The organism is Rhizobacter sp. P1_G5 (assembly GCF_056405435.1).
The window spans coordinates 1-19,153 of record NZ_JBFUCB010000045.1; the positions used below are offsets into that span (position 1 = coordinate 1).

Sequence of the window (19,153 nt, forward strand, 5' to 3'; positions counted from 1 at the left end):
CCCCGGCGTTGGTGTCGACGGTGAACAGCACCGCCGTGGGCATGTAGGTCGCCTCGATGGCCGTGATATGCACGTTCGAGATCTGCCAGTCATAGGCCGGCTGCGTGGAGGCCGGCACGGCCATGGCGCAAGTCGCGATGAACGCAAGCAGTTTCTTCATGAAATTCCAATCGGAGGGTGATGTCGCCGACATAGACCCGCACCGGCGCATTCAGAAGTTCTGCGTCACCGCGGCAGCGTCACGGCGACCAGGCTGCAACGCCCCGGGAATGCAGTGACCGCCGGGTTGTCGGTGATGTACAGCGTGACGGGCTTCTGCGCCAGCAGCGCCATCGACAGCAGGCCGAACATGCGCTTGTCCGCATCGACACTCTTCAGCGTGGTGATGTAGTTCGGATCGCACGACATCCCGGTCGGGACCGAGAAACCGCCCACAACCTGAATCTCGAGATTCCCGGCCTGGTGACCAATGGCGTTGGCCTGGATCACCGCCACGAATTGAAGGGTGCCGGTGATGCTCCCTTCGGCAGCACAAGCATTCGAACCCACGCACCAGACTCCGGCAAGAAGCAACGCGCGAACGACGCATCCTCCGAGAGCACAGGCCAGTCGGCGCATCATTTCGCGCCCGCCAATGAAATACATCGTCTTCAACGCACATTCCTCGTTCAACGGACGCACGAGCACTCCCCGCTTGCACAAGCGATGGACATCCCGGGCGATCCCTCCAGCACAAAGGCGCTCGTGGGCGCCTGTCGATTCATTGCGCGATCAAGATGTGACCGCTGTCACCAACGTTAACCGAAGCCGACTTGCTCCCGCAAGCCCGGCCGCAATAAAAGATGTCGCCATCCTTCGATTTGTGGATGTCATCACTGTGCGTCTGGGGCGACTCGATGCCCGCGACGCCGTGCCGACAGAAGCCATCGTGCGCGCGACTATGCTCTCCGCCTTTGGTCAATCCATCGGGAGGAGTTTTCGTGTCTCTGAATCTTGGCTCGCATCTCAATGCCGCCCTGCGGTCAGCCACCAGCATCGCCTCTGCGCTGGTGCTCGCAGCAGCCATCATCCCCGCCGGTGCGCATGCAGACGCTGGATCGACCGGTTTCCGGCACATCGTCGACATCGGATGCGAAGGCGTGAATTGCTTCATGACCTTGGACGGGGCGCCCTTCCCCGGGCTGAGTGGCACCACCTGCGCGGCGCCGACGCTCGAGTTTCGCTGGGACGCCAGCACACCCGGCGGCAAGCTGGCCTACGGATCATTCCTGGCCGCCTATGCGTCGGGCAAAGTGGTCTCGGTCTACTACTCGACTTGCTTCGTGCAGTGGAACGGCGTCTACCCAACCATCGGGTATTTCCACGTCACCGGATGAGCCACGCTCAGGCGGGCTCCAATACCTGCCTGGCTCAATACGTCTTGTACGGCAGGAACTTCCCGCTCATCACGATGCTGACCCGATCGCCCGCCGGGTTCGGCTCACGCTGCAGATCCATCCTGAAATCGATCGCGCTCATGATCCCGTCGCCGAACTCTTCATGGATCAATTCCTTGAAAGTCGTGCCGTACACGCTGACCAACTCGTAGAAGCGATAGATCAGCGGATCGGTCGGCACCGAGGTCGGCAGCGAGCCCTTGTAGGGCACCACGCACAGCCACTTCTGCTCGGCATCGCTCAACCCGAAGATCTCGCCGAGCACGCCGGCCTGCTGCGGCGTCAACGTCATCTGGCCGAGGCAGGCGGCCGTCGTCCACTCCTTGCTCAGGCCGACCTTCGCGGCCACGTCGGACCACTTCAATCCCTTGGCGACCTTGGTCGCGATGATCTTCTCGGTGACATCGAGGCGGCTCATGGCAATGCTCCTGTGGACGGTGCAGGCCACGTAGCAACGATCGTGCTAGCCTGCCGCGCACCATGTCGATGCTGCTCACATCCCAGGCCTTCGAGGAAACCGGCAGCGCGCTCGTCCCCGCCGTCCTGGCGCCGGACGAATGCGACCGCGTCGCGGACCTCGTCCAGGCCCTGGGCGCCGCCGGCGCCGGCACGCGCAGCCTGCTCGCTCAGCCCTGGTGCGCGGCCCTCGCCCGCCGGCTGCGGCAGCACCCGGTGCTGTCCGGATGGATGCCGGCCGGCGGCGTCGCCGTGCAGTGCACCTTCTTCGAGAAATCCGCGGCCATCAACTGGCTGGTGCCGGTCCACCAGGACCTCGGCATCCCGGTGGCCGAGCGCGTCGACCACCCGGCCCTGCGCGCCTGGTCCGAGAAGGAAGGCGCGCTGTTCGTCCAGCCGCCCGCCGACTTCCTCGCGCAACTGATCGCCGTGCGCCTGCACCTCGATCCCTGCACCGCGCAGGACGGGCCGCTGCGCGTGATCCCCGGCACCCATCGCCGCGGACACATCGCCGACGAAGAGGCCATCGCGCTGCGCAGCCGGGGTCTCGAAGTCACCCTCTGCGCGGCGAAGGGCGACGCGCTCGTGATGCGCCCGTTGCTGCTGCACGCGTCGTCGAAGGCCACCGGCACCGGCCGCCGCCGGGTGCTGCACTTCCTGTTCGTACCCGCCGATCCGCCGCACGGCCTGCGATGGCAACATGCGGTTCAACCATGACCGATCCGACCACCACCCCCGCTCCCTTCACCGTCAGCGACCTCGACACCCTCGAAGCCCTGTTCGGCACCGTCGGCGAGGCCTCGATCCGCAAGGAGGCACCCTCGCTGCACCCGGTGTACCGCCGCTGGCTGGAAGCCGCCCCGTTCGCGGTGCTCGCCACCAGCGGCCCGGGCGGGCTCGACGCCTCGCCGCGCGGCGACCCGGCGCCGCTCGTCACCGTGCAGGACGAGCACACGCTGCTGCTGCCCGAGCGGCGCGGCAACAACCGCATCGACAGCCTGCGCAACATCCTCGCTGACCCGCGCGTCGCGCTGCTGTTCATGATCCCCGGCGTCGGCGAGACGCTGCGCGTCAACGGTCGCGCCCGCATCAGCGTCGACCCGGCGCTGCTGCAGCGGCTCGCGATGGACGGCACGCCGCCGAAGTGCGTGATCGTCGTGCACATCGAGACCGTGCTGTTCCAGTGCGCCCGCGCACTGCAGCGCTCGAAGCTGTGGACGCCGCCCGCAGACGACGTGCGCAGCACCGTGCCGTCGGCCGGCGCGATGCTGGCCGCGCTCACCGATGCGGCGATCGACGGCGAGGCCTACGACCGCGACCTGCCCGAGCGGCAGCGCACGACCTTGTATTGACGATGTCCACTCCGACCCCCACCCCGACGCCCCCTTCGAACGCCGCGGTCGAGTTGCACACCGAGCGGCTGCGACTGCGCCCGGTGCATGACGGCGACGCGCCCGCGTTGCTGGCGATCTTCAGCGACCCCGAGACGATGCGCTACTGGAGCGCGCCGCCGTGGACCTCGATCGACCAGGCGCACGCGATGATCGAGCGCGACCGCTCCGCGATGGCCGCCGGCGAGCACCTGCGCCTCGCCATCGAACGGCGCGACGATGGCGCGCTGATCGGCCTGTGCACGCTGTTCCACCTGAACGCCGCCTGCCGCCGCGCCGAGGTCGGCTACGTGCTCGCCCGCCCGGCCTGGGGCCGTGGCCACATGAACGAGGCCCTGCGAGCGCTGCTGCACCACGGTTTCACCGCGATGAACCTGAACCGCATCGAGGCCGACATCGACCCGCGCAACCGCGGCTCGGCGGCCAGCCTCGAGCGGCTCGGCTTCACCCGCGAAGGCCACCTGCGCGAGCGCTGGATCGTCGGCGACGAGGTGTCGGACAGCTGGCTCTACGGGTTGCTGCGGCGCGAGTGGGAAGCGATGAAGATGTCCGGAAGCGGCGACCGCTGACGCGCCGCCGCACGGCACACCGGAGCACACGATGGCCTCGATCCACCAGCACATCTCGATCAACGTCCCGGCCCGCGAGCTGTGGGATGCAGTGCGCGACATCGGCGCGCTGCACACCCGGCTGGTGCCCGGCTTCGTCACCGACTGCCGGCTGGAGGACGGGGGCGGCGCCCGCGTCGTGACCTTCGCCAACGGCGTGGTGGCCCGCGAGTTGATCGTCACCCTCGACGACGGCGAGCGCCGGCTGGTGTGGAGCGCGGCCGGCGGCCGGCTGACGCACCACAATGCCTCGGCCCAGGTGTTCGAGGACGGCGCCGACCGCTGCCGCCTCGTGTGGATCGCCGACCTGCTGCCCGACACGATGGCCCCGGCGATCGCCGCGATGATCGGGCAGGGCCTGCAGGCGATGAAGAAGGCGCTGGAATCCGCCGCGGCCCCGGGCCACAATGCGCCCCTGCACGAACCGCCCGCCTGAAAGGAAGACCTCGATGACCTTCGACCACATCGGCTTCAACGTCAGCAACTTCACCGCGATGCGCAGCTTCCTCGTCACTGCGCTGGAGCCGCTGGGCATCGGCATCACGAAGGAGGCCGAGGGCTGGGCCATGATCGGCCGCGAGGGCCAAGGCCAGTTCTGGTTCGGCTCGTTCGGCAACGCACCGGGGCCGATCCACATCGCCTTCGCGGCGCAAGACCGCGAGCAGGTGCGCCGCTTCCACGCCGCCGCGCTGGCCGCGGGCGCGAAGGACAACGGCGCCCCCGGCCTGCGGCCGCACTACCACCCGAACTACTACGGCGCGTACGTGATCGGCCCGGACGGGCACAACTTCGAGGCTGTCTGCCACAGCCCGCAGGCGTAGCCGCGACACTGCCAGCTCAGGCCACGAACCGGCAGCTCGACGCCGGCGTGCGCGTGTCCATGTTGCGGCCGCGGTTCAGGTGGTCGTCGATCTCGGCGGCACAGCCCAGCATGCGCGGGATCAGGAAGATCGTGAACGCCGCCGTCTCCAGGTCGCGCTCGGCCAGTTCGCCGCGCCGCAGCCGCTTCCACAGCATCTTCAGCAGCAACGATGCGATCACCGCATCGATGTTGACGCAGTAGACGTTGCGCGACACGCCGGCGTCGAGCAGCGCCTGCACCAGTGCGCGGTAGTAGGCGTGGAACACGTTGTGCTCGCCGCGCTGCTCGAGCAGCTGCGCGATGAAGACCTCGCGCGGGTCGTGGTTGACCGGCTTGTCCTTGAAGACCGGGTGGTTCACGCCCGGCAGTTTCGCGATGTCGGTGCTGCCGATGCTGCGGCGCTCGGCCTTGTAGCTCGCATAGCGCTGCGCGGTGCGCCACGCGAGCGCCGCCAGGTCGATGCCGTGCTCCGGATCGGCCGGGTCGGCCAGCCGGGTGTCGCGGAACTGCTCGTTCAGGAACGCGATGCCCTCGTAGCCGTTGCCGCCATGCGTGTAGCCGGTGTGCGTCAGGAAGCCCATTAGCGCCTTGTTCAGCTGCACGCGCTGAGCGGCCTCGGGGCCATCGGCCGACACTGCGCCCTTCGCGCCCTGCGCCGAGATCGCCCCCGGACCGTTCGTCAGCAGCAAGCCGAACAGCGTCTGGCAGACGAACAGGTCTTCATCGACCGGCGGCAGCCCGATCAACGCGGCGAACGCGATCTCGGTCAGCGAACAGCGGCCCAGCAACTGCGCGTCGTCGAAGCTGCAGAACTGCCCGGCCTGGTGGCGCGTGTCCGGTGCCGAAGCACCGATCAGCGTGCCGAACAAGGCCATCCACCACGGCAGGCTCTCGGCCGTGAGGCGCGACACGCGCTTGGCCATCAGCGGCGTCCAGGCGAGCGTGGTCGTGATGGCGGCGAGCACGGCATCGGCCGTCGGATGGCCCGGCAGCGCACGCAGCCAGCGCAGCAGCGCGGACTTTGCGCCGCGCGCATCGAGCGCGGCCAGCAGCGCCTGCGCGCGCGCATCCGGCGTGCCGCTGACCAGCCCTTCACAGCCGAGGATGTCGACCTTGCCGAGGTCGAAGCGCTCGTCCAGCGGGTCCTTCAGCCCGGCCGCGGCGAAGCGGTCGATCAGCAGCCGGGCCGCCTCGCGCGCGCCCTGCTGGCCGCGCGGCCCGACGATCGCCACGGCGGCCGCCAGCACCGCGTTCGGCGCGTTGCCGGCCTCGCGCGCCGCCTGGGCTGCCGCCAGCATCGGCGTGCCGTGCAGGTTGACGTGCGCGGCGATCGCCGTCGCGACGAGCCGCCGGTCGTTCTCGTCGCCGGCCTCGTGCAGCAGCGCCAGCTTGACGAGCGATTCGAACGCCAGCGTCGCCGCCTGCAGCATCGAGACGCCGTGCAGGCTGCTGAGCTGCGTCTGCGCATCCATCTGCGACGCGCCGGATGCATCCTTCATCGGTTGCCGCGGCACGATGCCGCCCACCTGTCGGTTCACCTGCTCGACCTGCGCGGCATACGGCGCGGCCGGCGCCACCACCTRCAGCGCGAGCGCCGGCGGCAGCGCCAGCCCGGCGTCGGACGCGAACCAGGGCTTCAGCACCAGGCTGCCCTCGGGCTCGAAGTCGGGCAGCGTCGCGTTGGCCCGCATCACCGCCAGCAGCGCGGCCGGGATGTGCGCGATGTTGGTGACCAGCGCGCCGCGCGCCGAGAAGCGCGGTTCCTCGGGCGTGAAGATGCCGTCGACGCCGAACTTGTCGAGGAACCAGCGCTCCTTCGCCAGCGCATCGTCCTCGCAACCGGCCATCGCGCCGGCATGGCCCACCGCGCGCGTCAGCCGGCGTTTCCAGCGGCCGACCACGCAGGCCACCACCGGTTTCGTGAAGTGGGCGTCGAGCTCGTAGGTGCCGCCCGGCTCGCAGTACAGCAMCGCGGCCTTGCTGCGCGCGTCGTTGGCGAGTGCGAACGCGAACTCGGGCGCGGCGTAGTGGATGTAGACGTCCTTGCCGCTGGAGACCACCGTGGTCGTGCCCCAGCCGCTCATGCGCAGGTATTGCGCGATGGTGGTCGAGAAGCCGCCGGAGTTCGAGAAGATCGCGATCGAGCCCGGCCGCAGCGTGTCGCCCGGCGCATCGCCGCCGAGCGCGCCACCGATGCGCACCCGGTTCCAGGCGTCGGCCACGCCCAGCCCGTTGGCGCCGAAGATGTCGACGCCGGCCTGCTGGCCCATCGCGCGGATCTCGCGCGCATCGTGCACCGGGATCTTCTCGGTGACGATGAAGATTTTCTTCAGCTGCGGGTTCACGCGGATCAGCTCGGCCACGCCGTCGCGCGCGGCCGCCGGCGGCAGGTAGACCACACCGCAGTTGAAGCGGTGCCCGGCCTGCAGGCCGTCGCGCACGTTGTTGTAGACCGGGATGTCGCCCGACGCGGTGGTGAGCACCTGCCCGCCCTTGCCCGGCGCGGTGCCGAACACGACGTTGCCGCCCGACCAGGCATGGCCGATCGGCGTCACCTCGCTCGATTCGGCCCCGAGGATGTTGAGCACGCAGACGCGGTCGTCGCGCGTCGCGATCTGCGCCAGCGAGCTGGTGCCCACGAAGTACCTGAAATCGCCGACGCCTTGTTTCTGGAGCGGGTTCATCTGCATGGTGTTGCTCTCCTGGTGAGGGGTCTCATGCCGACGCCGGCAGGCCCAGCCCGGCCGCGAGCTGCGCGCGCCCGCCGGACTTCATCCACGCATCGGCCTGCTTCGCGTACGAGATCACCTGGCTGATGTCCGAATCGAAGCCGAACATCCGGTATGGCAGCCCGAGCTGGTCGCAGGTGTCGCGCAGCACCGCCATGCCGCGCACCAGGTTCGGCCCGCCGCGCCCGAGCACGACGTACAGCGGCGTGGCGCCGTGCAGGCCGACGTGCTCGCGCAGCGCGTCGGCGATCGCGCGCAGCGTCTCGTGGATGTCGGTGTTGTTCGACTTGCCGCCGATGATGAACAGCACGTTGGCCTGCTTCAGCCAGTGCCGGAAGCAGATGCGCGCGACCTCTTTCATCTTCTCGTACGGCGGGTTGCCGCCGAAGTCGGACGAGATGATGGCCGCGTCGCCGAGCATCTCGGTCACCAGCGAATTCGCGCCGCCGCCGAAGGTGGGCGCGAGGATGGTGCCGCCGTCGTTGACGACGTAGACATCGCTCTGCCCCTGGTGCGTGCGCAGTTGGTTGATCTCCTGCTCGAAATCGGAGTGATCAGCGGTGAACAGGTGCGCCGGCAGGCCGAGCCGCGCCCAGCGCGGATCGTCGCGGTCGAAGCCGCACTTGAAGTCGCAGGCCACCGGCACCAGCCGGCCCTTCGCGTCCTCGCGCAGGCGGATCGGGTTCAGCTCGAGCGTCGTCATGCCGAAGTCGTGGAACAGGTCCCACAGCTTGGGCAACTGCTGCACCAGCGGCGAGATGATCTCGCGCGGCGCGCCGATCTCGCTGAGCGCGTTCGCGACGACGAAGGCCTTCAGGCCGGTCAGCGGATCGAACGGGACGACGGCGATCTCGCGGCGCTCGACCTCCTCGATGTCGACGCCGCCGCGGTGCGTCAGCGTCATCGTCGGTGCCCGGAAGCGGGTCGAATCGGTGATCGAGAAATAGACCTCGTGCCGCGCCGGCACGCCGGCCTCGAAGGTGACGCCGTTGGCCTTGGCGCGCTGCCCGCCCACCGCGTGCTCGGCGAAGTACAGCCGCTCCTTCTCGGCCAGCGCCGCGCGCAGGTCGCTCGCCCGCCCCAGCAGCCCGGCCTTGCCCTTCTGGCCGATGCCGCCCTTGAACATCGGTTTCACGAACACCTGCCCATGGCGATCGATCAGCGACTTGATCTCTTCCTCGCTCGCGCCGGGCCCGAGCACCTCGGTGGCGGGGAAACCGACGAACTGCAACAGGCGCGCTCCGTGGAACATGCCGGTGATCTGCATGGGGTGTCTCCTTGTCGCTGTCGTTGCCAGGCGGTGCCGCAACGTGGCCGCGATGGTGCGCAGCCGGCCTGTCGAACCGCTGTCATCCGACGTTCATTCGGGCTATTCGACGCACAATGTCGCCCTTCCCCGACCCGCTCTGGAGAACGACGATGCCGATGCCCGAGACGCTGAAGAGCTTCATCGCGATGGTCGAGCGCAACGCGCACGCCGAGGCCTGCGAGGCGTTCTACACCGAGCGTTCGACGATGCAGGAGAACCAGTCGCCGCCACGCATCGGCCGCGACGCGCACGTGGCGGGTGAGCACAAGGTGATGGCGCGTGCGCGGTCGGTGCGCTCGCAGTGCGTGCGGCCGGTGCTGGTGAACGGCGACCACGTCGTGATCCGCTGGATCTTCGATTTCGAATGGCTCGACGGCAGCACGACCCACATGGAAGAGCTCGCCTGGCAGCGCTGGGAGGGCGAGCGCATCGCCGAAGAAACCTTCTTCTATGATCCGGCGCAGCGCGTACCGCGCCCCGCGCCGCGCTGAGAAGCCGTGAACGATTCCGGAGCACCTCGATTGGCACTGACCTGGACCACCACCTGGCACGGCATCGGCTGGGATGAACTCGAGGCGCTGTACCGCGCCGCGCCGCTGGGCACGAAGACGGCCGCCCTGTTGCAGACCGTGTTCACGAACAGCCGCTTCTGCTGCTTCGCGCGCGAAGCCGGCGGCCGGCTGGTCGCCGCCGGGCGGGTGCTGTCCGATGGGGCCGACTGCGCCTATGTGTGCGATGTCGCGGTGCACCCGGACCAGCAGGGGCGCGGCGTGGGGGCCGAGGTGATGTCGCGGCTGCTCGCGATGTGTGCCGGGCACCGCAAGATCATCCTCTACGCCGTCCCCGGCAAGGAAGCCTTCTACCGCAAGTTCGGTTTCAGGCCGATGCGCACCGCGATGGCCGTCTTCGACGACGAGGCGACCGCCTTCAGCAAGGGATTCATCGATGTCGAGTGAGGGCTGGGACGGCTTCTCGCTGGCGATCGCCGGTGCCTGAGCCGATGCACCCGGAGCGCTGGCCGGCGCAGGCGGCCCTCGCGATGATCGGCCTGTACCAGCGCTTCGTCTCGCCGCACAAGGGCTTTCGCTGTGCGCATGCGGTGCAGACCGGTCGGCGCGGCTGCTCGGCGCTGGGCGCCCGCGCGATCCGCCGCCACGGGCTGTGGAACGGCCTGGGCGTGCTGGGCTGCCGGCTCGATGCCTGTGCGCTGAGCCACGAGGCCTTGCAGGCGGCACGCCATCGGCCGCGGCCGCATCCGCAATCGGGCCTGTGCGACTTCGATTGCGGCGGGGCCGATTGCAACCCGTTCGACTCCTGCGACGTGGCGGAGTGCGCCTGCGATGCGCTGGACTGCGCCGACTGCGTCGATCGCAAGAAGCGCTGCAGCCGCAACTCGTCGGCCGATGCCGCGCGCGAGCGCGTCGCCGCGCGGCAGAATCGGCACAAGAATCGACGAGAGGACCGGCAGCCGTCCGCGGCGCCTGCCCCGCCCACGCCACCCGCTGGCCCACCCAAGGAGCCCTGATGCGCACCGTCCTGTTCCTGACCGCCGGCCTGCTGCTGCTCGGCTCGATGCTGGTGCTGGCCCGCCTGTTCGTGGCCCACTACCCGGCCGCGGTGACCTGGGCCGGCGCCGGCTTCCTGGTGCTGTGGCTGTTGATCTGCGCCGTCAACATGTGGGTCGGCGTCGCGCGCGCGGGCTACTCGGTTGCCGAGGAGCTGCCGATCCTGCTGCTCAATTTCGCCGTGCCGGCCGCGATCGGCGTGCTGCTGGCCTGGAAGCTTCGCTAGGAAGTCATCGCGATGTGCCGCAACATCAAGACCCTGTTCAACTTCGAGCCGCCGGCCACCGAGCTGGAGATCCGCGACGCCTCGCTGCAGTTCGTGCGCAAGCTCAGCGACTTCACCGTGCCGTCCAAGGCCAACGAAGCGGCGTTCGAGCGCGCGGTGGCCGAGGTCGCCGCGTCGGCGCGCGCACTGATCGATTCGATGGTGACGAACGCCGAGCCGCGCGACCGCGAGGTCGAAGCCGCAAAGGCCCGCGCACGATCCGCCGAACGCTTCGGCAGCCGAGCCTCGTAACCCGATCAACCCCCACTTGTTCGCTTGTCATCTCTCAACAGGCAGGGCGGTGGCAGAAGGCGCGGGTGGGGAGTCTGGGGAGCGCCAATAAGGGAGTGGCGCCGGAGCTGGCTGGTTTCATGGCCCGCGTGCGCAGCACGCTTCGTGAACTGACTGTCGCCCACTGTTTGACCACAGCGAGCGAAGCGAGCGGAGGGAGTTTGGGCGACGGGCCATGAAACCAGTCAGCGCAGGGTAGTCAGCGCCCCGCCAGGGGCGATGACCGCCGCGACCGGCGCGCCCCACACTCCCCACCCGCGCCTTCCGCAACAACAACGACGAACCTAGGCCTTCAGCATCTCCGCCATCTTCGCCAGCAGGTCGGGCTTCGAGAACGGCTTGTCCAGCCCGGCGCAGCGCGTCGCCTTCAGGAACTCGCTCGCATCGGGCGACAGCGTGTCGCCGGTGACGAACAGGAAGCGCTGCGCCAGTTCCGGCTGCCGCGCCGATGCGGCCCGCCACAGCGCCGCGCCGTCCATGTCGGGCATGCGCAGGTCGGACACCACCGCATCGAAGCGCGCCGCTTCCAGCAGCTCCAGCGCGACCGCACCGGACAGCGCCGTCGCCACCGCATAGCCGGCACGCTCCAGCATGTCGCGCAGCAGCTCGRCCAGCTCGGGCTCGTCGTCGACCACCAGCACCTGCGCCAGCGCCGGCACCTCGGCCGGCGGCGGGGCCGGTTCGTCGGGCACCGGTTCGGCCTCGCCGCTCAGCGGCAGGCTCAGGCGGAACGACGCGCCCTGCGCCGTCGACTCGAGCACCAGGTCACCGCCATGCTCTCGCGCCACCGAGCGCGACACCGACAGCCCGAGCCCGGTGCCCAGCCCCTCCGGCTTGGTGGTGAAGAAGGTCTCGAACAGCCGCGCGCGCACCTCGGGCGCCACGCCCGGACCGGTGTCGACGACGCGCAGCCACACGCGCGGCTCGCGGTCGGTGCGGCGCTGCTCGACACCGGTGCTGATGTGGATGCGCCGCTCGCCGGTCGTCATCGACAGCGCCTGCTGCRCATTGACCATCAGGTTCAGCACGATCTGCGAGATCTGGTCGCCATCGCCCATCACGCCCGGCAGCTGCGGCATCAGGTCGAGCTGCAGCGCGACGTTGTGGCTGCGGTAGGTGTAGCCCAGCAGGTCGGCCGACGCGCGCACCAGGTCGTTCAGCACCACCACGCCACGCTGCGACGGGCGGCTGCGCGCCATGTTCAGGAAGGTGCGCACGATGCGCCCGCAGCGCTCGGCGGCCTCGCGGATGCGCTGCACGTCGTGCTGCAGGTCGGGCCGGTCTTCGCCTCTCTGCTCGATCAATTTCTCCTCGAGCAGCGTGGCGCGCCCCATCACGATCGCGAGCGGGTTGTTCAGCTCGTGCGCGACGCCGGCCAGCAGGCTGCCCATCGCGGTGAGCCGCTCGCCCTGGCGCAGCGCCTCGCGCTGGCGCTCGATCTCGCGCGCGGCGTCGTGGCGCTCGGACACGTCGGCGATCGACGCGGTGTAGAACGCGGTGCCGCCGACATCGCTGCGCCACAGCACCATCTCGATCGGGAACTCGCTGCCGTCGGCGCGCAGCGCGTGCAGCTCCATGCGCTTGCCGAGCACGTGCGGCGGCCCGCCCGCCTGCATGCGGCGCAGGCCCGCCTCGTGCGCCGCGCGGTGGCGCTCGGGCACGATCACCTCGCTGACCGGCAGCCCGACCACGTCGGCGCGCCGGCGTCCGAAGATCGCCTCGGCCGACGGGTTGAACTCGACGATGCGGCCGTCGGCGTCGGTGGAGATCAGCGCGGCGAGCGCGTGGTCGACGATCGCCGACTTCAGCGCCTCGCTGGCGCGCAGCTGCTCCTGGCGCAGCGCGAGTTCCTCTTCGCCCTGGCGCAGGTCGGTGTGGTCGAGCCCGCAGACCACCACCGCCTGCACCGGCCCGCCGCCCGGCGTGTACGGCACCAGCACCTGCTCGCGGTAGCGGCGGCCCTGCTGCTGGTAGTGCACCCAGCCCTGCAGGTGCAGCGACTCGCCGGCGAACAGCCGCTCGAAGATCGGCACGAAGTTGCGGTAGACGCCGTCGTCGAGCACCTCGGACATGTGGTGGCCGATCACGCGCTCGGACGGCAGGCCCATGAAGCGCAGCGCCTCGAGGTTGGCGTACAGGTAGCGCCCGTCGCGGCCGACCACCGCGACGCGGGTGTTGATGTGCTCCAGCAGCACGCCCATYAGCACCGGGTCGAGCATCGGCAGCGACGGCGGCTCCGCCCCCCAGCGCGTCGTCGACCAACGCAGCTCACGCTGGTCAGAGCCGGCGTCGCCGTTCGAGCTCATGACAGCGGCGCCGCGAACCCCAGCACCACGCGCCGCGTCTGCGCCGACTTCTTCTCGATCTTCGTCACCACCACCGCGCCGATGTCGGCGGTGTTCGCGACATGCGTGCCGCCGCAGGGCTGCAGGTCGACCCCTTCGATCTCCAGCACCCGCACGCGCCCGAGGCCGCGCGGCGGCTGCACGCTCATGCTGCGCACCAGGCCGGGGTTGGCATCGAGCTCGGCCTCGCTGATCCAGCGGTGGCGCACCGGGTGCGCGCCGGCCACCAGGCGGGCGAGGCCGGCGGTCAGTGCCTCCTTGTCGAGCGGGTTGGTCATGTGGAAATCGAGCCGCGCCGAGTCGGCGGTGATCGAGCAGCCGTCGACCGGGTGCGGCACCAGCGCGCACAGCAGGTGGGTGGCCGTGTGGAAGCGCATGTGGCGCTCGCGGCGCGCCCGGTCGATGCGGGCGGTCACCGGCTGGCCGGGCGCCAGGGTGGCGAGCAGCGCCTCCTGGCCGGGCGCCGGCACATGGACGATCTCGCCCGGCGCCACGCCCTTGCGGGTGTCGGCGATCTGCAGCACGCGGCCGTCGGCCAGCCGCAGCTCGCCGCGGTCGCCGGCCTGCCCGCCGCCGAGCGGGTAGAACACGGTGCGGTCGAGCTGCACGCCGGTCTCGCCGAGGGCGGTGATGCGCGCCTCGCATTCGTCGAGCGCGGCGTCTTCGCGGAACAGTTCTTCAGTGGTCATCGCGTGCATCCTGGCCGTGGTCGTGGCGTCAAGCGGGGTCGGTGATGAAGCGGCGCAGCACGTCGAAGGCCTCGTTCGGCTTCTCGCGCCAGGCGCCGTGGCCGATGCCGGGGAACGACTGGAACTGCCGCCAGCGCGCAGGCAGCGCCGCGGCGATGTCCTGCGCATCTTCGAGCGGGCACACCGGGTCGAGTTCGCCGGCCAGCACCAGCACCGGACATTGCGCGGCGGCCAGTCCGGGCAGCAGGTTCATCTGCCGCTGCTCGCCGCGGATGAAGGCCTGCAGGATCTCGGGGGCGGTGAAGCGCCAGGGCGCGCTCTCGACGCGGCCGACCAGGCTCGGGTTGTACAGCGGCTTGCAGACGCGCTGGTAGACGGCGTTGTTCTCGTCGCTCGGATCGGCCCAGAAGCGCTCGGCCACGTCGCGCGCCTCGCGGCCGCCGAGCTGCTCGAACATCGCCAGCTTGCGCGGCATCGCCATGCTGCCGGCAGTGCTCGACAGGATCACCTTGGCGGCATGCGCCGGGTGGCGCGCGATGTAGCGTTGTGCGACGAAGCCGCCGAACGACTGGCCGAGCACGATCGGCTTGACGATGCCGAGCGCATCGCACAGCCGCACCACGTCGTCGGCCCAGGTGTCCAGCGTCCACTCCGACGGCGGGCGGCGGTCGCTCATGCCGTGGCCGCGGTGGTCGTAGTAGACGACCTGGGCCAGGTCGGCCAGGCGGGAGAACAGCGGCTTGAAGGCGACGTGGTCGAACCCCGGACCGCCGTGCAGCAGCACCAGGCTGGGCTTTTCCCGCACACCGTTGCCGTCGGGGACGTGGCCGGGGCCTTCGACGTCGACGAACAGCCTCACACCGGGCTCGATCTGGATGCGCACGCGCTGGCCTTCGTTGTTCAACCAGGGGCGATCTTGCCACGCCCGGCCGCGCGCGAAGGAAGGCTAGCCTCCGGCCAGCAGGCGCTGCCGTTTCTGGGTCTGGTCGATGTAGCGCTGCAACGCGCGCGACACGTCGCTGCTCGGGTTGACGATCTCGCAGCCGAGGCGCACGCCGCGCGAATCGGGGTTGATCGAGGTCACGTGCTGCAGGCGCAGCGCGACGTGCACCCGCGTGTCGACATCGAGGTCCATCTGCACGCCGTTGAGCACCACGCCGGCCGGCAGCGGCGGCACGTCGTCGGGCAGGAACAGCGCGCAGCCGCCGATGCTCACGTCGAGCACGCGCAGCGCGAGCGGCATCTCGTGGATGGCCGGGTGGCGCACGCGCGCCACCGGCGTGCTGCGCAGCAGCGGGCGCACGCGGAACCCGCTGCGGCGCTGGAAGCGGAACAGCTCGCGCGGCATCGCGCAGTTCAGCACCGCGTTGCGGCCGTTGTGCACCATCACCAGCCCGACCGCGTCGAACTGCAGCTTGATGCTGTCCAGGTAGGCGACCGCGACGGCGTCCGCCGACTCGACCAGCGCCTGCACCTGGTTGTTCTCGCCTTCGGCACTGAAGCTGATCAGGCCGCGCACCGGGTCGATCGACCACAGCGTGGTGGTGTAGTTGGCGCYGTCGCTGCCGTTCAGGTGGACGATCACGTTGCCGTCCTGCAGCCGCTTGAGCATCGCCAGCACCTCGGGCACGGCGGAGAGGCGGAAATCGTCCAGCCCGCCATGGGTGGCGGCCAGCACGTCCAGCGGCATCGGCATCGTGTCCAAATTCGGCTCCGGTCGGCGGGACGGCCCGCCGCGATCAGTGAACGTCAGCGAACGGCTCAGTGAACGGTCTTCGGCTTGCCGGCGAGGATCGCGTCCAGGTCTTCCAGCCACGGTTCGGCCAGGTGGCGGATCTCGGCATCATTGACCAGGATGCGCTGCATGATGCGCGATTTCAACTGGGCTTCCTCGGAATCCAGCGGGCGCTGCGCGGCGGCGTGCTTGAGCTGCGAGATCAGCACGGCGCAGGCGCCTTCGAGCTTGACCACGTGGTCCCAGTTGCCGACGCGGGCGGCTTCGAGCATGTCCTGGCTGGCGCGCTCGATGGCTTCGTAGTAGTTCAACAGGGCCTTGTTCATGGGGTGGTCTCCGTTGTCGTTCGACCGGTCGATCTGGAAATGCTTCATGGTGTGCGGGTCCTGGCTCAGGCGGCGGTCTTGATGTCGATCTCGGCCCAGGCGCTGCGCAGGGGCTCGATCAGTTGCACGCATTCGTCGAGGGCCGCCTCGTCGCTGTGCAGGTTGGCTTGCGTCAGGCGCAGGGCCATGTAGGCGTACAGGTCGTTCAGCTGGGCGGCGAGCGCGCCACCGTCCTTCAGGTTCAGGCCGGCCTTCAGGCCTTCATCGACGATGCGCACCGCGCGGCCGAGGGCACGGCCCTTCTCCTCGATCTTCTTGTTGCGGATGGCGCCACGCGCCTGGGCGATGCAATCGATCAGCCCGTCGAACAGCATGGCGATCAGCTGGTGCGGCGATGCGCCGTCGACCCCGGTGCCGACCTGCACTGCCTGGTAGGCATTGCTGCGGCCGCCGAAGGGCGATGCGGAGTAGTCGGAACCGAACATGTTCTTGGCCTTGTGCGTGACTGGATGCACTGTTTATCGGCCCGCCCCGCGCGGCCTTTAGGCCGCACAAGTGGGGTGAAACAGGGTCCATTTCTCCCTCAAGTGTGAAGGGATGTTGCAGGCACCTGCTCCAGTGAAAACACCGTCCGGACCGGGGTCTGACGGTGTTGCACGGATCGACCGGAGTGCGCCCCTGCGGGGCGCTCCTTCAGCCTGTGCTCTTGTTCCAGTTGGCGATCTGCTGCGTGATGTAGGTGCTGAGCGTGTTCAGCCCCGCCATCTTCGTGTCGAGCGCGGTGTACTGGGCGCGCAGGCGCTTCTCGGTGTTCGTCATCCGGTCAGTGATGTCGTCCTGCCGTTCCTGGTTGTCCTTCAGCGTGCTGTTCAGCCCGCTGGTGCGGGCCGCCAGCGAGCCGTCGGTGCCCAGCACCTGGTCGCCCAGCGCGCGCAGCTTCTGCGCGAAGCCGTCGTTGGCCGAGTCGGTCGCGTCGCTGTTGGCGAACGCCTTCTTCATCTCRCTCAGGTTGCCCAGTGCGCTGGTCAGCTTGGTGTCGTTGACCTTCAGCGTGCCGTCGGTCTGGATCTCCAGCCCGATCGACGACAGCGTCGGGAACGCGCTCGAGGCCGAGCCGGTGCCCGTCAGCATCGTGCGCAGCTGGCGCTGCAGCGACACCGCGGTGCTATCGCCCTGCAGCGTGCCGGCCGTCTTGGTCGAATCGTCGTACTTGGTCTGCGTCTTCAGCAGCGACGCCAGCCCGTTGTAGGCGGCCGTGAAGTTCGTGAGCGCGCTCTTGATCGAGGTGTTGTCCTGCGCGACGCTGACCTGTACGTCACCGGTGGTGACCTTCTGCAGGTTCATCGTCAGGCCCTGCACCACGTCGTTCAGCGTGTTGCTCGCCGAGGTGATGTCCAGGCCGTTGATCCTCGCCTGCGCATCGGCGGCGGTCTGGGTGCGCGTCATCGCGGCGCTGCCGTCGGTCGCGTCGTACGCGAAGGCCGAAGGGCCGGCGCCGCTCGCCGTCACCCGGAAGCCGTTGCCGACGCCGGTGGCCGTCGACGACAGCACCAGCCGGGCGCCGCTCGAATCGGTGACGATGGAGGCGGAGACACCGCCGCCCGCCGAATTGATCTTGTCGCGCACGTCGGCCAGCGTGTCGGTCGCGCTGATCGCGATGTTCATCGAGTTGATGGTCGCGCGGGCCTTGAAGCCCGGCTCGCCGATGTCCCAGCTGCCGACGTCGATGGTCAGTGCGCCTTCGCCGACGACGGTGCTGCTGGAAGCGAAGCTGGTGCTCGCCACCGACTGTGCGGCAGCCAGCTTCTGCACGCTGACGGCATAGTTGCCGGCTGCGGCGCTGGAGCCGCTGGACACGGTGACGGAGGAGGTGTCGGCGGAGGTGGCCGCCGTCGCGCCCCAGGTGGTGGAGCGCGTCAGCGCGAGCGCGGCGTCGCGGAAGGCCGACACCGAGGATTGAATGGAGCCGTAAGCGGAGATCTTGGTCTGGATCTTCGACGCTTCGGTCTGCAGTTGCGTGACGGGCAGCTTTTCGACCGTCATCAACTTCGTGATGATCGATTCGACGTCGAGGCCGCTGCCGATCCCCGCTGATGTAACTGATGCCATGACCGTGACCTTTCGGAAGAGTGGACGGCAAGCAGAGGAAGCCTCGCTGCCACTGTCCTAAAAGAAGGAAGGCTTCCCCCAAGGGGAATCCGATATCGCGTGTATCGGAGTCACAGCCGGCAACTTGAGCCCCCGGGTGCGAAATTTTTCACGCACCACGTCTCACTCGTCGTTCATCAGCCCTTCAGCAGCTGCAGCACCTGCTGCGGCAGCTGGTTGGCCTGGGCCACCATCGCGTTGCCGGCCTGCTGCAGGATCTGCGAGCGGCTCAGCGCGGCGGTTTCGGCCGCGAAGTCGGCGTCCATGATGCGGCTGCGGGCGGCAGACTGGTTCTCGACGTTGGTCTGCAGGTTCGAGATCACCGAATCGAAGCGCGACTGGCTCGCACCGTAGGTGGCGCGGGTGTCGTTCACCAGGTTCAGCGCCTGGTCGATGCTGTCGATCACGGTGGCCAGCGTCGCCGAGGTGGTCGTGCTGTCGATCACGGTCGTCGCGGCGGTCACCGCGGTGATCGAGGCATCGACGGTCAGGTCGACGGTGTTGATGTCGATCGTGTCGTTGACCGTCGTGTTGGCGCCGACCTGGAAGGTCTGCGTGCCGGTCGACGCGAGGATCGGCTGGCCGTTGAACGTGGTGCCCGCCAGCACGCGGCCGATTTCGGCCGACAGCTGCTGGAATTCCTTGTTCAGCGAATCCTTGTCGCTGCCGCTGTTGGTCGAGTTGCGGGCCTGCACCGACAGTTCACGCATGCGTTGCAGCGCATCGCCCACCTTGGACAGCGCGCCTTCAGCGGTCTGCGCCAGAGAGATGCCGTCGTTGGCATTGCGCACCGCGACGTTCATGCCGCGCACTTGCGCGTTCATGCGTTCGGCGATCGCGAGACCGGCGGCGTCGTCCTTCGCGGAGTTGACGCGCAAGCCGGACGACAGGCGCTGCATCGAGACCGCCAGGGCGGACTGGGATGAATTCAGGTTTCGTTGCGCGTTCAGCGAAACGATGTTCGTGTTGATGGTTTGTGGCATGAAGCACTCCTCAAG

23 protein-coding genes are annotated in these 19,153 nt (G+C 69.0%); 11 read left to right on the plus strand and 12 right to left on the minus strand.

The features are described from left to right. Positions 1 to 225: 225 nt before the first annotated feature. On the minus strand, positions 226 to 654 hold the full coding sequence (locus tag AC1D12_RS05565; protein WP_477839261.1) for a hypothetical protein: 429 nt from the start codon (positions 652 to 654) through the stop codon (positions 226 to 228). Between the two features lie 326 nt (positions 655 to 980). Here AC1D12_RS05565 and AC1D12_RS05570 point away from each other — a divergent pair, with 326 nt between their 5' ends. Continuing rightward, positions 981 to 1,376, plus strand: a complete 396-nt coding sequence (locus AC1D12_RS05570; RefSeq protein WP_477839263.1) for a hypothetical protein — start codon at positions 981 to 983, stop codon at positions 1,374 to 1,376. A 34-nt stretch (positions 1,377 to 1,410) separates the two neighbouring features. On the opposite strand, the gene cynS is transcribed toward AC1D12_RS05570, so the two are convergent. Then, positions 1,411 to 1,854, minus strand: a complete 444-nt coding sequence (gene cynS / locus AC1D12_RS05575) for a cyanase (protein WP_047510140.1) — start codon at positions 1,852 to 1,854, stop codon at positions 1,411 to 1,413. A gap of 68 nt (positions 1,855 to 1,922) precedes the next feature. Here cynS and AC1D12_RS05580 point away from each other — a divergent pair, with 68 nt between their 5' ends. From AC1D12_RS05580 to AC1D12_RS05600, 5 genes are read left to right on the plus strand one after another with little or no spacing between them, the layout of a single operon-like run. Further along, the gene (locus tag AC1D12_RS05580) at positions 1,923 to 2,609 is read left to right on the plus strand and encodes a phytanoyl-CoA dioxygenase family protein (protein ID WP_477839265.1); all 687 of its coding nucleotides are present in this window, start codon (positions 1,923 to 1,925) and stop codon (positions 2,607 to 2,609) included. After that, positions 2,606 to 3,244 (plus strand): pyridoxamine 5'-phosphate oxidase family protein, encoded by a 639-nt coding sequence (locus tag AC1D12_RS05585; protein ID WP_477839267.1) that lies wholly within the window; start codon positions 2,606 to 2,608, stop codon positions 3,242 to 3,244. The genes AC1D12_RS05580 and AC1D12_RS05585 overlap by 4 nt, the downstream gene beginning before the upstream one ends. Positions 3,245 to 3,246: 2 nt before the next feature. Then, on the plus strand, positions 3,247 to 3,852 hold the full coding sequence (locus AC1D12_RS05590) for a GNAT family N-acetyltransferase (RefSeq protein ID WP_477839269.1): 606 nt from the start codon (positions 3,247 to 3,249) through the stop codon (positions 3,850 to 3,852). Positions 3,853 to 3,883: 31 nt separating this feature from the next. Then, positions 3,884 to 4,327, plus strand: a complete 444-nt coding sequence (locus tag AC1D12_RS05595) for an SRPBCC family protein (RefSeq protein WP_477839271.1) — start codon at positions 3,884 to 3,886, stop codon at positions 4,325 to 4,327. Between the two features lie 13 nt (positions 4,328 to 4,340). Further along, positions 4,341 to 4,712 carry a VOC family protein gene (locus tag AC1D12_RS05600; protein ID WP_477828160.1) on the plus strand — a complete coding sequence of 124 codons (372 nt, stop codon included), beginning with the start codon at positions 4,341 to 4,343 and terminating at the stop codon, positions 4,710 to 4,712. Positions 4,713 to 4,728: 16 nt separating this feature from the next. Here the strand turns inward: AC1D12_RS05600 and AC1D12_RS05605 are convergent, their stop codons facing one another. Next, positions 4,729 to 7,443 (minus strand): CoA-binding protein, encoded by a 2,715-nt coding sequence (locus AC1D12_RS05605; protein WP_477839273.1) that lies wholly within the window; start codon positions 7,441 to 7,443, stop codon positions 4,729 to 4,731. Between the two features lie 25 nt (positions 7,444 to 7,468). Beyond that, positions 7,469 to 8,749, minus strand: coding sequence for an ATP citrate lyase citrate-binding domain-containing protein (locus tag AC1D12_RS05610; protein ID WP_047510146.1), 1,281 nt, complete (start codon positions 8,747 to 8,749; stop codon positions 7,469 to 7,471). Between the two features lie 152 nt (positions 8,750 to 8,901). Here AC1D12_RS05610 and AC1D12_RS05615 point away from each other — a divergent pair, with 152 nt between their 5' ends. From AC1D12_RS05615 to AC1D12_RS05635, 5 genes are read left to right on the plus strand one after another with little or no spacing between them, the layout of a single operon-like run. Next, a complete protein-coding gene (locus AC1D12_RS05615) occupies positions 8,902 to 9,282 on the plus strand; it encodes a nuclear transport factor 2 family protein (RefSeq protein ID WP_477839275.1) in 381 nt (126 codons plus the stop codon). Positions 9,283 to 9,288: 6 nt separating this feature from the next. Then, positions 9,289 to 9,747 carry a GNAT family N-acetyltransferase gene (locus AC1D12_RS05620; protein WP_477825501.1) on the plus strand — a complete coding sequence of 153 codons (459 nt, stop codon included), beginning with the start codon at positions 9,289 to 9,291 and terminating at the stop codon, positions 9,745 to 9,747. A gap of 32 nt (positions 9,748 to 9,779) precedes the next feature. Then, positions 9,780 to 10,316 carry a membrane protein insertion efficiency factor YidD gene (gene yidD, locus AC1D12_RS05625; protein ID WP_477839277.1) on the plus strand — a complete coding sequence of 179 codons (537 nt, stop codon included), beginning with the start codon at positions 9,780 to 9,782 and terminating at the stop codon, positions 10,314 to 10,316. Next, a complete protein-coding gene (locus tag AC1D12_RS05630) occupies positions 10,316 to 10,582 on the plus strand; it encodes a hypothetical protein (RefSeq protein ID WP_477825503.1) in 267 nt (88 codons plus the stop codon). The genes yidD and AC1D12_RS05630 overlap by 1 nt, the downstream gene beginning before the upstream one ends. 12 nt (positions 10,583 to 10,594) lie before the next feature. Continuing rightward, the gene (locus tag AC1D12_RS05635; protein WP_477839279.1) at positions 10,595 to 10,873 is read left to right on the plus strand and encodes a DUF2277 domain-containing protein; all 279 of its coding nucleotides are present in this window, start codon (positions 10,595 to 10,597) and stop codon (positions 10,871 to 10,873) included. Between the two features lie 323 nt (positions 10,874 to 11,196). Here AC1D12_RS05635 and AC1D12_RS05640 read toward each other — a convergent pair whose 3' ends face one another. The 8 genes from AC1D12_RS05640 to AC1D12_RS05675 form a co-directional block, all read right to left on the minus strand. Beyond that, the gene (locus tag AC1D12_RS05640) at positions 11,197 to 13,218 is read right to left on the minus strand and encodes a hybrid sensor histidine kinase/response regulator (RefSeq protein ID WP_477839281.1); all 2,022 of its coding nucleotides are present in this window, start codon (positions 13,216 to 13,218) and stop codon (positions 11,197 to 11,199) included. After that, positions 13,215 to 13,946, minus strand: coding sequence for an alanyl-tRNA editing protein (locus AC1D12_RS05645; RefSeq protein WP_477825506.1), 732 nt, complete (start codon positions 13,944 to 13,946; stop codon positions 13,215 to 13,217). Before AC1D12_RS05645 ends, AC1D12_RS05640 begins: the two co-directional genes overlap by 4 nt. 28 nt (positions 13,947 to 13,974) lie before the next feature. Continuing rightward, positions 13,975 to 14,850: an alpha/beta fold hydrolase gene (locus AC1D12_RS05650; protein ID WP_477839283.1), complete on the minus strand. Its 876-nt coding sequence runs from the start codon at positions 14,848 to 14,850 to the stop codon at positions 13,975 to 13,977. Between the two features lie 42 nt (positions 14,851 to 14,892). Next, a complete protein-coding gene (locus AC1D12_RS05655) occupies positions 14,893 to 15,642 on the minus strand; it encodes a flagellar brake protein (protein WP_477839285.1) in 750 nt (249 codons plus the stop codon). Positions 15,643 to 15,707: 65 nt separating this feature from the next. Continuing rightward, positions 15,708 to 16,007, minus strand: a complete 300-nt coding sequence (locus AC1D12_RS05660) for a flagellar protein FliT (RefSeq protein WP_047510193.1) — start codon at positions 16,005 to 16,007, stop codon at positions 15,708 to 15,710. A 65-nt stretch (positions 16,008 to 16,072) separates the two neighbouring features. Next, positions 16,073 to 16,492: a flagellar export chaperone FliS gene (fliS, locus tag AC1D12_RS05665; RefSeq protein WP_047510156.1), complete on the minus strand. Its 420-nt coding sequence runs from the start codon at positions 16,490 to 16,492 to the stop codon at positions 16,073 to 16,075. 208 nt (positions 16,493 to 16,700) lie between these two features. Next, positions 16,701 to 18,116, minus strand: a complete 1,416-nt coding sequence (gene fliD, locus AC1D12_RS05670) for a flagellar filament capping protein FliD (RefSeq protein WP_465113657.1) — start codon at positions 18,114 to 18,116, stop codon at positions 16,701 to 16,703. A 176-nt stretch (positions 18,117 to 18,292) separates the two neighbouring features. Then, on the minus strand, positions 18,293 to 19,138 hold the full coding sequence (locus AC1D12_RS05675; protein WP_047510160.1) for a flagellin N-terminal helical domain-containing protein: 846 nt from the start codon (positions 19,136 to 19,138) through the stop codon (positions 18,293 to 18,295). Positions 19,139 to 19,153: the final 15 nt, after the last annotated feature.

Excerpts from the sequence above, each read along its gene's own strand:
- AC1D12_RS05585 (WP_477839267.1), top strand. The coding sequence starts at position 2,606 with ATGACCGATCCGACCACCACCCCCGCTCCCTTCACCGTCAGCGACCTC.
- AC1D12_RS05615 (WP_477839275.1), top strand. The coding sequence starts at position 8,902 with ATGCCGATGCCCGAGACGCTGAAGAGCTTCATCGCGATGGTCGAGCGC.
- AC1D12_RS05675 (WP_047510160.1), bottom strand. The coding sequence starts at position 19,138 with ATGCCACAAACCATCAACACGAACATCGTTTCGCTGAACGCGCAACGA.
- AC1D12_RS05580 (WP_477839265.1), top strand. The coding sequence starts at position 1,923 with ATGCTGCTCACATCCCAGGCCTTCGAGGAAACCGGCAGCGCGCTCGTC.
- AC1D12_RS05595 (WP_477839271.1), top strand. The coding sequence starts at position 3,884 with ATGGCCTCGATCCACCAGCACATCTCGATCAACGTCCCGGCCCGCGAG.
- AC1D12_RS05660 (WP_047510193.1), bottom strand. The coding sequence starts at position 16,007 with ATGAACAAGGCCCTGTTGAACTACTACGAAGCCATCGAGCGCGCCAGC.
- AC1D12_RS05645 (WP_477825506.1), bottom strand. The coding sequence starts at position 13,946 with ATGACCACTGAAGAACTGTTCCGCGAAGACGCCGCGCTCGACGAATGC.
- AC1D12_RS05630 (WP_477825503.1), top strand. The coding sequence starts at position 10,316 with ATGCGCACCGTCCTGTTCCTGACCGCCGGCCTGCTGCTGCTCGGCTCG.
- cynS (WP_047510140.1), bottom strand. The coding sequence starts at position 1,854 with ATGAGCCGCCTCGATGTCACCGAGAAGATCATCGCGACCAAGGTCGCC.
- AC1D12_RS05610 (WP_047510146.1), bottom strand. The coding sequence starts at position 8,749 with ATGCAGATCACCGGCATGTTCCACGGAGCGCGCCTGTTGCAGTTCGTC.
- fliS (WP_047510156.1), bottom strand. The coding sequence starts at position 16,492 with ATGTTCGGTTCCGACTACTCCGCATCGCCCTTCGGCGGCCGCAGCAAT.
- AC1D12_RS05590 (WP_477839269.1), top strand. The coding sequence starts at position 3,247 with ATGTCCACTCCGACCCCCACCCCGACGCCCCCTTCGAACGCCGCGGTC.
- AC1D12_RS05600 (WP_477828160.1), top strand. The coding sequence starts at position 4,341 with ATGACCTTCGACCACATCGGCTTCAACGTCAGCAACTTCACCGCGATG.
- AC1D12_RS05635 (WP_477839279.1), top strand. The coding sequence starts at position 10,595 with ATGTGCCGCAACATCAAGACCCTGTTCAACTTCGAGCCGCCGGCCACC.